General features: G+C 70.8%; 11 protein-coding genes and 1 rRNA gene. 5 read left to right on the top strand and 7 right to left on the bottom strand.

Annotated elements, in window-relative coordinates:
- Positions 1–21: 21 nt before the first annotated feature.
- The 4 genes from ACIBEI_RS38255 to ACIBEI_RS38240 form a co-directional block, all read right to left on the bottom strand.
- On the bottom strand, positions 22–747 hold the full coding sequence (locus tag ACIBEI_RS38255) for an MIP/aquaporin family protein (protein ID WP_055613366.1): 726 nt from the start codon (positions 745–747) through the stop codon (positions 22–24).
- Positions 748–1,622: 875 nt separating this feature from the next.
- Positions 1,623–3,275, bottom strand: coding sequence for an EAL domain-containing protein (locus tag ACIBEI_RS38250; RefSeq protein ID WP_398895132.1), 1,653 nt, complete (start codon positions 3,273–3,275; stop codon positions 1,623–1,625).
- A 115-nt stretch (positions 3,276–3,390) separates the two neighbouring features.
- Positions 3,391–4,581, bottom strand: coding sequence for a lipid-transfer protein (locus tag ACIBEI_RS38245; RefSeq protein ID WP_398895131.1), 1,191 nt, complete (start codon positions 4,579–4,581; stop codon positions 3,391–3,393).
- Positions 4,578–5,003 (bottom strand): Zn-ribbon domain-containing OB-fold protein, encoded by a 426-nt coding sequence (locus ACIBEI_RS38240; protein WP_398895249.1) that lies wholly within the window; start codon positions 5,001–5,003, stop codon positions 4,578–4,580. The genes ACIBEI_RS38245 and ACIBEI_RS38240 overlap by 4 nt, the downstream gene beginning before the upstream one ends.
- 346 nt (positions 5,004–5,349) lie before the next feature.
- Between ACIBEI_RS38240 and ACIBEI_RS38235 the strand changes: the two genes are divergently transcribed.
- Positions 5,350–6,159, top strand: a complete 810-nt coding sequence (locus tag ACIBEI_RS38235) for a M15 family metallopeptidase (protein ID WP_398895130.1) — start codon at positions 5,350–5,352, stop codon at positions 6,157–6,159.
- Between the two features lie 47 nt (positions 6,160–6,206).
- Positions 6,207–6,743, top strand: coding sequence for an NUDIX domain-containing protein (locus ACIBEI_RS38230; protein ID WP_398895129.1), 537 nt, complete (start codon positions 6,207–6,209; stop codon positions 6,741–6,743).
- 221 nt (positions 6,744–6,964) lie between these two features.
- Here ACIBEI_RS38230 and ACIBEI_RS38225 read toward each other — a convergent pair whose 3' ends face one another.
- Complete coding sequence (locus ACIBEI_RS38225) at positions 6,965–9,331, bottom strand: TIM-barrel domain-containing protein (protein ID WP_398895128.1); 2,367 nt, start codon at positions 9,329–9,331, stop codon at positions 6,965–6,967.
- A 213-nt stretch (positions 9,332–9,544) separates the two neighbouring features.
- Here ACIBEI_RS38225 and ACIBEI_RS38220 point away from each other — a divergent pair, with 213 nt between their 5' ends.
- On the top strand, positions 9,545–11,512 hold the full coding sequence (locus tag ACIBEI_RS38220; RefSeq protein ID WP_398895127.1) for an acetoacetate--CoA ligase: 1,968 nt from the start codon (positions 9,545–9,547) through the stop codon (positions 11,510–11,512).
- 116 nt (positions 11,513–11,628) lie between these two features.
- Positions 11,629–12,525 carry a hypothetical protein gene (locus ACIBEI_RS38215; RefSeq protein ID WP_398895126.1) on the top strand — a complete coding sequence of 299 codons (897 nt, stop codon included), beginning with the start codon at positions 11,629–11,631 and terminating at the stop codon, positions 12,523–12,525.
- 64 nt (positions 12,526–12,589) lie between these two features.
- Here the strand turns inward: ACIBEI_RS38215 and ptsP are convergent, their stop codons facing one another.
- Positions 12,590–14,260, bottom strand: a complete 1,671-nt coding sequence (gene ptsP / locus ACIBEI_RS38210; RefSeq protein ID WP_269652972.1) for a phosphoenolpyruvate--protein phosphotransferase — start codon at positions 14,258–14,260, stop codon at positions 12,590–12,592.
- A 76-nt stretch (positions 14,261–14,336) separates the two neighbouring features.
- Positions 14,337–14,786: a PTS glucose transporter subunit IIA gene (locus ACIBEI_RS38205; RefSeq protein WP_398895125.1), complete on the bottom strand. Its 450-nt coding sequence runs from the start codon at positions 14,784–14,786 to the stop codon at positions 14,337–14,339.
- A gap of 596 nt (positions 14,787–15,382) precedes the next feature.
- On the opposite strand from ACIBEI_RS38205, the gene ACIBEI_RS38200 reads away from it, so the two are divergent.
- Positions 15,383–15,451: ribosomal RNA gene (locus ACIBEI_RS38200) — 16S ribosomal RNA — on the top strand; the annotation flags it as partial.

Raw genomic sequence — 15,451 nt, 5'->3', positions numbered from 1 at the left:
CGGATTCTTCGGACGGCTGCCTCAGAAGGCTGCTTTGAAGATGAGCCCGGCAAGCACTCCGCCGATCAGCGGCCCCACCACCGGGATCCACGAGTAGCTCCAGTCCGAGGTCCCCTTGTTGGGGATCGGCAGGATGGCGTGGGCGATGCGCGGGCCCAGGTCACGGGCCGGGTTGATGGCGTACCCCGTCGGACCACCGAGCGACAGACCGATGCCGACCACCAGGAACGACACGATCAGGATCGCGGTGCCGGACTCGCCGAGCCCCTTGGTGAGGCCGAACGCCAGGATCGGCAGCACCAGACCGATGGTCGCGATGATCTCGGTGATGAGGTTGGCCACGGGATTGCGGATCGCGGGGCCGGTGGAGAAGATCCCGAGCGTGGGCTGCGCTATCTCCTCGTCGGCGTTGGCCTGGAACTGGGCGTAGTAGACCAGCCAGCACAGCACGGCGCCCAGGAAGGCGCCGACCATCTGTCCGGCGATGTAGATGTGGACCTTGTCCCAGTCCCCGGTGTCGATCGCGATGCCGACGGTCACCGCCGGGTTGAGGTGCCCGCCGGACAGCGGCGCCGCGGTGTAGGCCCCGGCCAGTACGCCGAAGCCCCAGCCGAACGCGATGACGACCCAGCCGGCGTCCTTCGCCTTGGAGTAGTTGAGTACGACCGCGGCGACCACTCCGGCGCCGAAGAGGATCAGAATCGCTGTGCCGATGACCTCACCGACGAATATGTCTCCGTTGCTCATGGCGGCTCCTAGGCCCAGGCCCGGGGCGATCCGCCCCGGTCCACCGTGCAGGGTGCGTTCCCATGGCTACTTCAGCCGAGGACAGGGAGATCCCGCGCCCCGCCCGGCGTCCGTGACGAGCGTGCCGTCGTAGTCGAATCGCCCGTGGGGGCATGACCCGTTGGCGCAGGCGAGGGCCCGCGCGGCGCAGTGCCTGAATACGCCGGAATGCGACGATGCCGACTGACACCGGAAGTGTTCACCGGTGCTGTGAGAGCGTCAAGGTCGCGGGCGACAACGGTTCGGGCCCGGGCAGCCGGCTCGACGGGGCGGCCGCTTTTCGGGATGTGTATGCGGCGGTGGAGAGCGTGCGGCGACGGGTTCCGCGGCGGGAGCGGGCGGGGCTTGTCGGCGTTCGGCCGGTCAGGGGAGCGCGGCCTTCGGCGTGCGTGCACCGCGGTGGAGGGCATGTATGCCGGTGACTCGGGGCGGAGAAGGCGGCCCGGGAGGTCACCCGAATCGGCCGGGCCAGTTGCGTGGCCTTCACGGCATCGCGGGGCGAGCCGGTACTGTCCCGCCGGCCCTCAGCCGCCCGGCAGCCCACAAACTGACCGCAGTCCACAGCTGACCGCAGCCGTCGGTCGCCGGGGGCCAACAGCCGACCGGCAGTTCACAGCTGACCGCAGTCCTCAGCCGACCTGCGGCCTCAGCCGACCGCAACCCTCAGCCGACCGCAACCCTCAGCCGCCCGGCAGTCCAACAGCCGCCCGGGAGCCCCCAGCCGCCCGCGAGCCGGCCGGTCACCCCGGCGCGGCCGCACCCTGAGCCCGGCCGACGCACCACCGCGGCACCCCTACCCCTCGCCGCCGCTCGGTCGGCCCGCAGCCGAGAGCCACTCACCCCCGCCCGGGCCCGCCCGCCCAACTCTCGGCATGCGCCGGTGCGGCCCCCGACCCCCGTCGGATCTCGTGCCCCGGCAGGCCGGCGCGGCCGATCACCCAGCTGGCCCCCCGAAGGGACTTCGCGGCCTGCTTGAGGGGCGCCAGACACGAGGCGGCCTCGCGGTGGTCGGTGACGCTGCCAGGGGCGCACAGCACGGTGGCGAGGGACAGCGTGACGGCGAGCCCGCCCGCCGACCAGGGTGTGTCGAGCACCGACGTGGCCAGCGGATCGAGCCACTCCGGATCCGCCAGGACCAGGAAGTCGTCACCGCCGATGTGCCCCACGCGTGTGGCCCCGGACGCGGCGGCCTGCAGCGCCCGTCCCACCGCCCGGATCAGCTCGTCGCCCGCCGCGAACCCCGCACCGTCGTTGACCCGCTTGAAGCCGTCGACGTCCAGCCAGCTCAGCGCGAACACCCGCCCGTCGGCGATCCACCGGTCCACCTCGCCGGTGATCGCGTCCGAACCGGGCAGCCGCGTCAGCGGATTGAGCCCGGCGGCCTCCTCGACACGGCTCTCAGCCAGGGCACGTACGAGATCCGCCAGCCGTACGACACCCACGCACCGCCCGAGCCGGTCGACGACCGTGACATCGTCCGACGTACGGTCCGGTGCCCCGTCCGCCACCACGTCGAGAACCTCCCACGCGGTCGCGTCGACCCCGACCGTGCGCGGCGGATCGCCCAGCCTGGCAGCGGGCCGGTCGGCGTACAGCGCGTGCCCGTAGCGCCCCGACAGCGACAGCAGGAACCGCGAGCGGTGCACCGACCGTACCGGCACCCCGGCGGCGTCCACGAGTACCACCCCGGAGATGTCCGGCGACCCGGTCAGCAGCGCCCGCACCTGCCCCGCGGACGCCCCGGCGGGCAGCAGTGCGGCAGGCCGTACGAACTGTCGTACGGGCGGTCCGTAGGGCGGCGTCGCCGCGGCAACGGGGGAGAGGGCCGGAACGTACACATCCGCCGCGGGCCGCCGAGCCGGAGGCGCGAACAACTCGCCCTGTGCCAACTGCGCGCCCGCGGACACCGCCGCCGCGCACTGCGACTCGGTCTCCACGCCCTCGACGGACAGCAGCGCCCCGAGCTGCTCGCACAGCGTGCGCATCGCCCGCACCATCGCCGGCCTGGACAGCAGCGACGCGTCCAGCTTCACCAGGTCGGGCGCCAGATCCGCGAGCACCCGCAGGGGTACGTCACCGTCGCCGATGCCGTCCGCGCAGATCCGGAAGCCCTCGTCCCGCAGCACCGTCACCGCTTCGACGAGCGCCTGATGCGGTACGTGGGTGAAAGGCGGGCCGACGTCGACCGTCACCTCCCACGGCATGCGCCCGGCCTCCCGCACCTCGTCACGGAGCGCGGCGAGCCCTCCGAGGTCGGCGAGGGTCCCGGCGAACACGTTGACGTGCAGCGGCAGCAGCGTCTCCTGACGGGCAGCCGCCCGCATCGCCAACGCGGCCAGCCGGCCGTCGAGTTCGGGATCCCGGCGCGCCTGCGCGAGGATGTCACCGGACTCCGGACGGGCGAGTATCTCCAGCGCCGTGACTCCTCCGGTCGTCAGGTTGACGACCGGCTGGAAGGCGAAGCGGACAGTATCCGTCCAGGAGGGCACGGAAGCATAATGACGCCACCCGCGTACGCCCAGGCGCAGTTCACGAGCTGTTCACGCACGATTCCGGGCCGATCACACAGCGTGCGGACGACCCCCGCCGACAGGCCGGGTCTCCTCACCTGACGGCGATCACGGACGACCCGTGCCCGAACAGCCCCTGGTTCGCGGTGATCCCCACCCGCGCGCCCGCCACCTGCCGGTCACCCGCCGCACCTCGCAACTGCCAGGTGAGCTCGCAGACCTGGGCGATGGCCTGCGCCGGAACGGCCTCTCCGAAGGAGGCGAGTCCGCCGCTGACGTTCACCGGTATTCGTCCTCCCGGAGCCGTCGCGCCCTCCCGCAGCAGCTTGGCCGCCTCGCCCTCGCCGCACAGCCCCAGGTCCTCGTACCACTGCAACTCCAGGGCCGTGGACAGGTCGTAGACCTCCGCGAGCGAGAGATCCTCAGGGCCGACGCCCGCCTCCTCGTACGCGGCCCGCGCGATCGACGCGCGGAACGTGTCGGCGGCCGGCTCCGCCGCGACCGCGGAGTCCGTCGCGATGTCGGGAAGGTCGAGCACGGTGCTGGGATAGCGCGGCGTCACCGTGGACACCGCTCGGATCCGCACCGGGTCCGCCGCCCCGTGGCGGCGTGCGAACTCCATGCTGGACAGCACGAGCGCCGCCGCCCCGTCCGAGGTCGCGCAGATGTCGAGCAGCCTCAGCGGATCGGCCACGACGGCCGAGGCGGCGACCTCCTCGGCCGTGACCCGCTTGCGGTAGCGGGCGTTGGGATTCAGCGCCCCCAGAGCCGCGTTCTTCACCTTGACCTGCGCGAAGTCCTCCAGCGTGTCCCCGTGGACGGCCATCCGCCGCCGCGCGTACAGCCCGAAGTACGTCGGATTCGTCGCCCCCAGGACCCGGAACCGCAGCCAGTCCGGATCGTCGGCCCGGTCCCCGCCCGCAGGCCGGAAGAACCCCTTCGGCGCCGCGTCCGCGCCGACCACCAGAACCACGTCCGCGAGACCCGAAAGGATCTGCGCCCGCGCGGTGTTGACGGCCTGCGCCCCCGACGCGCACGCCGCGTAGACGCTCGCGACGCGGGCGCCCTGCCAGCCCAGCGCCTTGGCGAACGTCGCCCCCGCCACATACCCCGGGTATCCGCCACGGACCGTGTCCGCGCCGACGATCGAGCCGACGTCCCGCCAGTCGACCTCCGCGTCGGCGAGCGCCGCGCGTGCCGCCACCGTCCCGTACTCCACGAAGCCGCGCCCCCACTTGCCCCAGGGGTGCATGCCCGCGCCGAGCACCGCCACTTCCCCCGTCACGCCGTCACCCCCGTCGGCCGCCAGTGCCACGTCGTCCAGGTCGTCTCCGCGTCCTCGTTCAGTACGCCCGGCACGACCTCCACCTCCATGCCCACCGCCAGGTCGGCGACGGTGACCCCGGGAACGGTCTGTCCCAGCACGACGAGCCGTTCGGATTCCAGTTCCACAGCGATCAACGCGTACGGCCGCCATTCGAGTTCCGGGTCGGACACATACGGTGACGGCGGCCGGTACCGGCTGTCGGTGTACGACCACACGCGGCCACGCCGCGACAGCGGAACCTCCGCCAGATCGCCGCCGGGGCAGGCCGGATTGCGGCAGAAGGAGTCCTCACGGGGGAAGAACACCGACGCGCAGGCCGAGCAGCGCGTGCCGAGGAGCCGGAACTCCTCTCCCTCGCCGGTGAACCAGCCGGTGACCACGGGTGTACGGGTGCGCGACAAGATCCCTCCACGACACTGGATCCCACTGGATCTGACGGAACGTCAGAAGTGTGACACGGGCGCGGTCGATTGGGCAGGGCGTCCGAGTGCATCACGGAGTACAAAGACGGGTCGTCACGGGAGAACCGATCAGGCCTCCTGAGCGTCGGAGTATCGGTAGGGACGGCCGGGGCCCACGGGGGTGGTTCCGGCCGTTCCTCATCCCTGAGTACTCGTGGAGCCACGAGGGTCGCCTTCCGCACCGGCCGTATCGGGTCGCCCGATCGGGCGTGGACTGTATTCGATCTCTTCCCTCAGGGAACCCGCACCTGATAGACGCAGGGACATGACACGACTCTCCATGGCGGTACGCGCCCTCGTCACCGTCCTCGCCGTGCTGCTGGCCGTCACCGCGGCCTCCGCGACGGCCCGGGCGACGACCGAGCCGAAGGCCCCCGCCGACTTCGTGGCCCTGAGATCCGTGGACCCCACGATCATCCAGGAGATCCGCTACTTCACCCCGCACAACTTCGTGGGCGAGCGCATCGACGGCTACCGGCAGCCCCTCTGCATCCTCACCAGGCCCGCCGCCGAGGCCCTCCACCAGGCCCAGCGGCGGCTGTTGGGTCAGGGCTACTCCCTGAAGGTGTACGACTGCTACCGGCCCCAGCGGTCCGTGGACCACTTCGTCCGCTGGGCCAAGGATCTCGAAGACCAGGCCATGAAGGCCGAGTTCTACCCGAACGTCGACAAGACCCGTCTGTTCGAGGACGGTTACATCGCGGAGAAGTCCGGCCACAGCCGCGGCTCGACCATGGACCTCACCCTCGTGAGGCTCCCGGCGGTGCCGACCCGCCCGTACGTCCCCGGAGAGCCCCTCGTGCCCTGTTTCGCACCCCAGGATGAGCGTTTCCCGGACAACTCCGTGGACATGGGCACCGGTTACGACTGCTTCGACACCCTGTCCCACACCCTCGACCCGCGCATCCAGGGACAGCAGCGCGCCAACAGGCTGCTCCTGAAGGACACCCTCGAAGGCCTCGGCTTCGTGAACCTGGCCGAGGAGTGGTGGCACTTCACGTACAAGCCCGAGCTGTACCCCGACACCTACTTCGACTTCCCGGTGTCGACGAAATCCCTTGTCCAGTCTCACTGAGGCGGCCCGCGCAGACGTCCTTGTGATGATCGGATACAGTCCCGGGCGTGTCTCCAACCCAGATCCCGTCCGCCAACTCCGCGCCGGACTCCCACTGTTCGAGCTGCGGCACGCCCTACGGAGAGGGCGTTTCCGGCTGGCCCCGCACCTGCTCCTCCTGTCGCACCGTGGCCTACCGCAACCCCACTCCGGTCGCGGTGGCCCTGCAACCCGTGTACGACACCAAGGGTGCGGCCCTGGTCGTCATCACCCGCACCATCGCTCCCGCGCGCGGGGGTATCGCCCTGCCCGGAGGGTTCATCGACCAACGGGAGGACTGGCGGCAGGCCGTCGTCCGTGAACTCAAGGAGGAGACGGGCATCGCCGCGGCCGGCCGCGACGTACGGCTCGTCGACGCGCTGAGCTCCCCCGACGGCCACCTCCTGCTCTTCGGAGCCCTCCCGGAGCGACCGGTGGCCGACCTGCCGCCGTCCGTCGCGACCGACGAGACCGAGGGCTGGCAACTGTTGCGCAGGGCGACCGAACTCGCCTTCCCGCTGCACACCCTGGCGGCGAAGGCGTGGTTCGAGGGCCGGTACGTCTGAGTGCTCTTCACACGCCCTCGGCGGGGGGGGGGGCGGGGGGGGGGTTATTGCGGCCCGGGGGGGGGGGGGGGCCCCGCGGGGGGGTTGTAAACGGGCCGGGCGGGCCCCCCCACCGGGCCCCGGCGGGTGGCCTCCGCACCCCCCCCCCCCCCCCGCGGGCCCCCCCCCCCCGGGGGGGCCCCCCCCCCCGCCGAGGGCTGTGGGCCCCTCTCAGGGGCGTGTCACAACGCTCCGAGCCCCCGCACCCGAACGGGCAGTGACGGTTCACTGCGGCCGTCCTCCCCGTACCGCTCGACGATCACCCGCTTGCCCTTCCGACGCGTCACATAGCGCTCGATCTCCGGCTCCTCCCAGCCGTCGCCCGAGTCCGCCACCACCAGCCCGCCCCCGGTCCGCCCGCGGGCGGGCGCCCACACCTCCAGCTCCAGACCGCCGTCCTCGCCACGCACCGGCAGGACGGCCCCCGCACGGGCGAGTACCGGAATCCGCGACAAGGGGGCGTCGATCAGCACCTGTGCGGGCCCTTCGTACGCCTCCTCGGTCACCGTGTCGTACCAGCGCCCCCGTGGCAGCTGCACCGCACGCCGATCGGCCCCCGGGTCGAGCACCGGCGCCACCAGAAGACAGTCACCCAGCAGGAAGGCGTCCTCGCAGTCCCGCAGCGCCCTGTCCTCCGGCACGCCCCACCACACCGGCCGCACATAGGGCGCACCCGTACGGCGCGCCAGATGCGCCAGCGTCATGAAGTACGGCAGCAGCCGCCGCCGTTCGACGAGCGCCACGCGCGCGTGCCCGAGAACGTCGTCACCGAACTCCCAGGGCTCCCTGCGCCCCGCCCGCAGACTCGAGTGCGTACGGAACAGCGGCAGGTACGCCCCCAGCTGGAACCACCTCAGATACAGCTCGGGGGAGGGGCTCCCGTCGAAGCCGCCCACATCGGGACCCGAATACGGCACGCCGCACAGCCCGAGGCCCATCACCAGCGACAGGGACGCCCGCAGACCGGGCCATCCGGTGGCCACGTCCCCGGACCAGGTCCCTCCGTAGCGCTGCATTCCGGCCCACCCGGAGCGCGAGAACAGGAACGGCCGCTCCTGGGGCATCAGTTCGCGCAGGCCCTCGTAGCCTGCCCGCGCCATGCCGAGCGCGTACACGTTGTGCGCCTCGCGATGGTCACCGCCGCGACCCTCTATGTCGTGCCGCGCCGAACGGGGCAGCGTCGACTCCCCGAAGGCGGCGAACGACACCGGCTCGTTCATGTCGTGCCAGAAACCCGCGAACCCCTGGGAGAGCCGCTCCTCGTAGAGACCGCCCCACCACCGGCGCGTACGCGCGCGCGTGAAGTCCGGATAGACCACCTCGCCCGGCCAGACCACACCACGCACCGGCTGCCCGGCGGCATCCCGCACGAAGGCCTCCTCGGAGGTCCCACTGTCGTACACGGCGTTACCGGGCTCGGCCTTCACCGCCGGATCCACGATCGACACCAGCCGGATCCCGTCCCGGCGCAGCTCCTCGGCGAGCACCGGCAGCTTCGGGAAGCGGTCCCGGTCGACGGTGAACACCTGATGCGCGTCGAAGTGGTCGATGTCGAGGTGCACGGCCTCCAGCGGCAGCCCGCGCTCGTGATAGCCGCCGATGATCCGCCGCACCTCCTCCTCGCTCCCGAAGCCCCACCGCGCGTGATGGTGCCCCAGGGCCCAGGCCGGCGGCAGCGCGGCGGCTCCGGTCAGAGACGCCCAGGCGTGCAGCACGCGCGCGGGATTGCCCACCATCACCCAGCAGCGCAGGGGCCCGCCGTCCATCCGGAGTTCGCTCGTCCCGGCCCGGTCGTGCCCGGACCCGGCACCCTCCTCGCCCTCGCGCAGCGTCACACCGCCGTCCCACGTGCTGTCGTGGAACACCAGGTGGGTGGCCGCGTCGGCCACCACCATCTGCACCGGCATGGTGATGTACAGCGGATCGTCGCCGGGCCCGAAGGCGTGCCCCGGGTCCGCGTTCCACAGCCGATACGTTCCGTCGCGCAGCCGGGGCCCCGACGCGCGCCCACCCAGCCCGAAGAACCGCGCGTCCGCGGCCACTTCGGACCGCTGCATCCAGCGCGCCTCCCCACCGCCGACCGGCTCCCACCACCGCGGCGGCAGATCCCGCCGCAGGGTCACCCCGCCCGGCGTACGCACCTCCACGGCCCCGTGCCGCGACACGACGACCGTCATCCGCTCCGCCACGACCCGCCAGGCGCCGTCCTTGTCCGGCTCCAGCACGGCCCGGGGGTCCGGTTCGGGAGAGGGTCCCGCGAGCGCGTACGACGGCTCGGGGCGTGCTCCGTCCCAGCCCCAGAAGACGGCTCCGCCGGCCGTGACGGTGATCCGCAGCTCCGACCGGGTGAACCGGACGACGCCGCCACCGGGACCCGGCTCGACACTCAGCACCGGCCCGGGAACCCGCGCCCGCTCGGCGCCCCGCGGTGGCAGCCCCGAGGCGTCGGCGCGCCTCCTGCGCCACGCGGCCCGCACCGTACGCAGCCCCTGGGCCGCCCCCGCCGAACCGACCGTCTTCATCGAACGCACCAGGTCACGACCGTCCATGCTGCTCAGCCTGCCACTCGAAACGGCCGATGAGTGAGTCGTTCAACTTCCGTTCACCCGTGGCAGGACCACATCTTCACGAGCTGGACTATGTGGGGCTCGCCCTGGTGCGGAAGTCGATCACATGGCATCGTCCGTGTCAGCCGCGTGACGCGCACACCCCAGCCCGTGCGCGGTACACGCACACGACGCGCACAGTCCGGGAGCCGCCCCATGACCTCAGCGAACCCCTCGCCGCTCTGGCACCCCGACCCGGGCCGCATCGCCCAGGCACAGATCACCCGATTCCAGACCTGGGCGGCCGAGCACCACGGAGCCCCCGCCGAGGGTGGCTACGCCGCGCTGCACCGCTGGTCCGTGGACGAACTGGACACGTTCTGGAAAGCCGTCACCGAGTGGTTCGACGTACGGTTCTCGACCCCCTACGCGCGCGTGCTGGGCGACCGATCGATGCCCGGCGCCCAGTGGTTCCCCGGAGCCACCCTCAACTACGCCGAGCACGCCCTGCGAGCCGCCGACACCCGAGCGGACGAACCGGCCCTCCTCCATGTCGACGAGACCCACGAATCGACCCCGGTCAGCTGGTCCGAACTGCGCCGCCAGGTCGGCTCCCTGGCCGCCGAACTCCGAGCCCTCGGCGTACGCCCGGGGGACCGCGTCAGCGGCTACCTCCCGAACGTGCCCCAGGCCGTGGTCGCCCTCCTCGCCACCGCGGCCGTCGGCGGCGTCTGGACGTCCTGCGCCCCCGACTTCGGCGCCCGCAGCGTCCTCGACCGCTTCCAGCAGGTCGAACCCGTCGTGCTGTTCACCGTCGACGGCTACCGCTACGGCGGCAAGGAGCACGACCGCCGCGACACCGTCGCCGAACTGCGCCGCGAACTGCCCACCCTGCGCGCCGTCGTCCACATCCCGCTGCTCGGCACCGAGGCCCCCGAGGGCGCCCTGGAATGGTCGGCCCTCACATCCGCGGACGTAACGCCCGTCTACGAAGAGGTCCCTTTCGACCATCCCCTGTGGGTCCTCTACTCCTCCGGCACGACCGGCCTCCCCAAGGCCATCGTCCAGTCCCAGGGCGGCATCCTCGTCGAACACCTCAAGCAACTCGGCCTCCACTGCGACCTGGGCCCCGAGGACCGCTTCTTCTGGTACACCTCCACCGGCTGGATGATGTGGAACTTCCTCGTCTCCGGCCTCCTGACGGGCACCACGATCGTCCTGTACGACGGCAGCCCCGGCTTCCCGGACACCGGTGCCCAGTGGCGCATCGCCGAACGCACCGGCGCCACCCTCTTCGGTACGTCAGCGGCATACGTCATGGCCTGCCGGAAGGCGGGCGTCCACCCCTCCCGCGACTTCGACCTCTCCCGCGTCCAGTGCGTCGCCACCACCGGCTCGCCCCTGCCGCCCGACGGATTCCGCTGGCTGCACGACGAGGTGCGCGACGGCCTGTGGATCGCCTCCGTCAGCGGCGGCACCGACGTGTGCTCCTGCTTCGCCGGAGCCGTGCCCACCCTCCCGGTCTACATGGGCGAACTCCAGGCACCCGGCCTCGGCACCGACCTCCAGTCCTGGGACCCGAGCGGTGAACCCCTCATCGACGAGGTCGGCGAACTCGTCGTCACCAACCCCATGCCGTCGATGCCCATCCGCTTCTGGAACGACCCCGACGGCAGCCGCTACCACGACAGCTACTTCGACACGTACCCCGGAGTGTGGCGTCACGGCGACTGGATCACCGTCACCTCACGCGGCTCCGTCGTCATCCACGGCCGCTCGGACTCCACCCTCAACCGCCAGGGCGTCCGCATGGGTTCGGCCGACATCTACGAAGCCGTCGAGCGGCTGCCGGAGATCCGGGAGTCCCTCGTCATCGGCATCGAACAGCCCGACGGCGGCTACTGGATGCCCCTCTTCGTCCACCTCGCTCCAGGAGCCGTACTCGACGACGCCCTCCTGAGCCGCATCAAGCAGACCATCCGCGAACAGCTCTCTCCTCGCCACATCCCCGACGAGGTCATCGAGGTACCCGGAGTCCCGCACACCCTCACCGGCAAGCGCATCGAGGTCCCGGTCAAACGGCTCCTCCAGGGCACCCCCCTGGAGAAGGCGGTCAACCCCGGCTCCATCGACAATCTCGACCTGCTCAGCTTCTACGAGGAGCTGGCCCGCAAGCGCGCCTGACCAACCCCGGTTTCCAGCGCCGTCTCGGGCGTGCTCCCCCCCCCACGTCCGAGGGGCGTTGTCAGTGCCGCCGATTACTGTGAGTGAGCATTGATCGACTGCACGCAGGGGGAAAAATGGCACACACCCAGCACCAGACCATGCGACGCGTCCTGCGCCGCGAAATCGCCGGAACCATCGGCCTGTTGACCGACGAGCAGGACTTCACCGCGATGCGGCGGCGCTACCGCACCTTCACCTTCGACAACCACGCGAGCTACCTCCAGCAGGTGGAAGCCCTGCTCCGAACCCTCGCCTCCCAGGGCAGCCACACCACGGTGGCACTCTTCGACCCCGAGGAGTATGCGGAATTCTGCGCCGAACACGGCCTGGAACCCGACACCCCGTCCAGCCGCACCCGCTTCACGGCGGAACTCGCCGCGACAGGCGCGACCGTCCCGTACGAGGGCCAGCCCCTCGACCACCTCGTCCCGAACCTCATCGACGAAGCCGTCCGACAGGCCACCTGGGAGTACGCGACGACGCTGCTGTCCCGCATCGGCACCTGTGCGTCCTGCGGCGAGGACATCGGCCGAGCCGCCTTCGTGCGCGCCTCGGACCTGCTCGCCCGCATCCTCGACGCCTCCGGCCCGGGCGAGCGCCACCTCGTGTGCAGCGTCTCCACGGAGCCCGAGACACTCGTAGCGGTCCTCAGGGCCGACGACGACCAGCACGGAACACCCCACCTGGACGAGGCCGAGGCCCTCGAATTCACCACCGTCCTCGCACTGGGCATCGCCACCCAGAGCCCGGGTGGTCTGGTGATGCGCTCCGGCACTCCCGATTCGACCGACCGGGTCTACGGCTGGCGCCTGCGCGGCGAAGGCCTGGAACCCCTCACCGCCGGCGAGGTCTTCGACGCCTACTGCACCGACGTCGAATCCGGCGACCTCGTCTCCCCCGAGTCGGGCGTCGACTACTGCGCACCACCGGACCTGGGAGAGGACGGGCCCACGACACGGCACACGCACTGAACGCACGAGGGGCGCCCCACCCTCAGGCGGAGCGCCCCTCGACCACGGTGCACGGCACAGATGGCTACTCGCCGGACAGCACCGCCTGGGCCGCCGTGCGCGCTTCCTCGGCGCTGTCGCAGGCACGCGCTGCTGCCGCCGCACGCTCGCACTGCGCCAGCGTGTACTTGGCCAGCGTCGCGCGAACATAAGGAATCGACGCGGCACCCATGGAGAGAGAGGTGACACCCAGACCGGTCAGCACACACGCGAGCAGCGGGTCCGAAGCGGCCTCGCCACAGACACCACAGCTCTTGCCCTCGGCCTTGGCCGCCTCGGCGGACAGCGCGACCAGGTCGAGCAGCGCGGGCTGCCACGGATCCTGCAACCGGGACACGGCACCCACCTGGCGGTCGGCGGCGAAGGTGTACTGCGCGAGGTCGTTGGTCCCCAGCGACAGGAACTCGACCTCCTGGAGGATCGACCGCGCCCGCAGGGCGGCCGACGGAATCTCGACCATGGCACCGAACTTCGCCTGCAGCCCCGCCTCACGGCACGCGTCGGCGAACGCCTTGGCGTCGGCACGGTCCGCGACCATCGGAGCCATCACCTCGAGGTAGACCGGCAGCCCCTCGGAAGCCTTCGCGAGCGCCGTCAGCTGCGTCCGCAGCACATCGGGGTGGTCGAGCAGCGAGCGCAGCCCGCGCACGCCAAGCGCCGGGTTCGGTTCGTCGGCCGGCGTCAGGAAGTCGAGCGGCTTGTCGGCGCCCGCATCGAGCACCCGCACCACGACCCGCCCCTCGGGGAAGGCCTCGAGCACCTTGCGATACGCCTCGACCTGCTTCTCCTCGGACGGCGCGTTCTTGCTGTCGTCAAGGAAGAGGAACTCGGTACGGAACAGACCCACGCCCTCGGCACCGGCCTCGACCGCCGCAGGAACGTCCGCGGGACCACCCACGTTCGCCAGCAGGGGCACCTTGTGCCCGTCAGATGTGGCACCGGGCCCGGTCGTGGCGGCCAGCGCGGCCCTGCGCGCCGCGGCCGCCGCCTCCATCTCGGCCTTCTTCTCCGCACTCGGGTTCACGAAGATCTCACCGGTACTGCCGTCCACGGCGACCAAGGTGCCCTCGGCAAGCTCACCCGCGCCCGGCAGCGCCACCACGGCGGGCACACCGAGCGCCCGAGCCAGGATCGCGCTGTGGCTGGTCGGCCCACCCTCCTCGGTGACAAAACCGAGGACCAGCGTCGGGTCCAGCAGAGCGGTGTCGGCGGGCGCCAGGTCACGAGCGATGAGGACATACGGCTCGTCGCTGTCCGGCACACCCGGCATCGGCACCCCGAGGAGCCGGGCGACGATGCGGTTCCGTACGTCGTCGAGGTCCGCCACACGTCCGGCGAGGTACTCACCGGCGTTGGCCAGCAGTGCGCGATATGCGGCGAACGCGTCGTACACCCCGCGCTCCGCCGTGCTCCCGACCGCGATACGCCGCTCGACATCGGCCATCAGCTCCGGGTCCTGGGCCATCATGGCCTGGGCCTCGAGAACGGCCTGGGCCTCGCCGCCCGCCAGATTGCCGCGTGCCATCAGGTCGGCCGCAACGGCTTCGACGGCCTTGCGGGCGCGCCCCTGTTCGCGCTCCGCGTCCTCCGTCGGTATCTGCTTGGCAGGCGGCTCCAGCACCGCCGTTCCCATGTGCCGAACCTCGCCGATCGCCACACCGTGGCTCACGCCGACGCCTCGCAGCGTTGTCTCCATGTCACCCGTCTCCGATAGAGCGGCGCGTCCCGCCGCCGCGATGGTTGTCGTACCTGCTGTTCATGACGGCAGGGAGTCAGTGCCAGCTGAAGAGAGAGTCGCCAGCCTTCACGTCTCCGTCAACGCTGACGTCGGAGAGGGACTCAGCTGTGGCCTCGAGTGCCACGATGGGGCAGATGGGGGACTTGCCGGCGGCCTCGACGGCAGCCGGGTCCCAGCGCACCACGGACTGGCCGCGCTGCACGGTGTCGCCCTTGTTGACGAGCAGCTCGAAGCCCTCACCGTTGAGCTGAACGGTGTCGATACCGAGGTGCGTCAGCACTCCATGCCCTTCATCGTCGACCACGACGAAGGCGTGAGGGTGGAGCGAGACAACAACGCCGTCGACGGGTGCGACGGCCGCAGAGGCCTCCCGGACGGGGTCGATCGCGGTGCCGGGGCCCACCATGGCTCCGGAGAAGACCGGATCAGGTACAGCTGTGAGTCCGATGGTGCGTCCTGCAAGAGGGGACGTCACGGTGGTCATGGGAAGCCTCCCAGGGGCGGAGATTCAGATGGGCCGTCGCTGCCCTGTCCTGGACGGCGCACTGCTCAGCAGCGTAAGTCATATGAAGTGCCGGTTCCGCACGAGAGGACCCGGTTGGCGAACGTAGAGCACAGCACAAACGATTTGCACGTGCTCCGCGGCCGCATGTAGAGTCGTACACCTGCTTGAGGCCGAGTGACGCGACCAAGCGTCCTTGCCCGGCAGCATCCAACTTGTCGGATCCTATCTCGGGGTCTGGTTCTGCATGTCCGCAGGACCGTGGTCAGAGAGACGGAAAATCACTGATAGAGTTTGGAAACACCGAAGGGAAGCGCCCGGAGGAAAGCCACGAGAGAGTCTCTCGGGTGAGTACGAAGGAAGCGTCCGTTCCTTGAGAACTCAACAGCGTGCCAAAAATCAACGCCAGATATGTTGATACCCCGTCCACCGCATTATGTGGTGGGTGGAGGTTCCTTTGAAAAAGTCCTGCCGGGGTAACACTTGGCAGGCGCACAGCGAGGACGCTGTGAACAGCCGGGCTTATTCCGCCCGACTGTTCCGCTCTCGTGTGTGTTTCGCCGGATGACCGGCATACATTCACGGAGAGTTTGATCCTGGCTCAGGACGAACGCTGGCGGCGTGCTTAACACATGCAAGTCGAACGA

This window comes from Streptomyces sp. NPDC050988, from assembly GCF_044456225.1.
Taxonomy (GTDB): Bacteria; Actinomycetota; Actinomycetes; order Streptomycetales; family Streptomycetaceae; genus Streptomyces.
Note: the sequence above shows the minus strand (reverse complement) of the source record. Positions and strands in the feature narration are given on the sequence as shown.